General features: G+C 73.3%; 1 protein-coding gene. It reads left to right on the forward strand.

All coding sequences use genetic code 11. The features are described 5' to 3' along the window. Window positions 1-536, forward strand: a 536-nt coding sequence (locus tag AC1D1A_RS20880) for a DUF222 domain-containing protein (protein ID WP_476948613.1), incomplete at both ends; no start/stop codon positions are given.

A 536-nucleotide genomic window follows, 5' to 3' on the forward strand; every position in this document is an offset into this window, starting at 1 on the left:
CCCGCCCGGAACGGGTGAGCCGGCGGTGCCGGAATCGGTGCTGGATGACGGGTACCGGAACACGGTGGAGTTCCTGCGGGCACGGCTGCGGATCAGCGCCGCGGAGGCCAGGCGCCGGCTCTGCCTCGCCGACACGCTGCTGCCCCGGCAGGGACTCGCCGGCCGGCCCATCCCGCCCCTGCACCCGGAGCTCGGAGCCGCCGTCGCGGCCGGCGAGGTCGCCTCCCGCGCCGCGACCGTCATCACGCTCGCCCTGGACCGGGTCCGGCACAGCTGCCTCCCGGAGGCCGTCGCGGCGATGGAGCACGCCCTGACCCGCACCGCGGCCGAGAACGACGCCGACTTCCTGGCCCGGATCAGCCGCAGCTGGGCCGAGGCACTGGACCAGGACGGCGCCGAACCCTCCGAGGAACTGCTCCGCCAGCTCCAGGGCGCCTTCCTCCGCAAACCCCGGCACGGCCTGCAACACCTGGAAATCTTCGCCACCACGGACCAGTTCGAACACCTGATCACCGTGATGAACACCGCCACCAACC

The organism is Arthrobacter sp. P1_B9, from assembly GCF_056406495.1.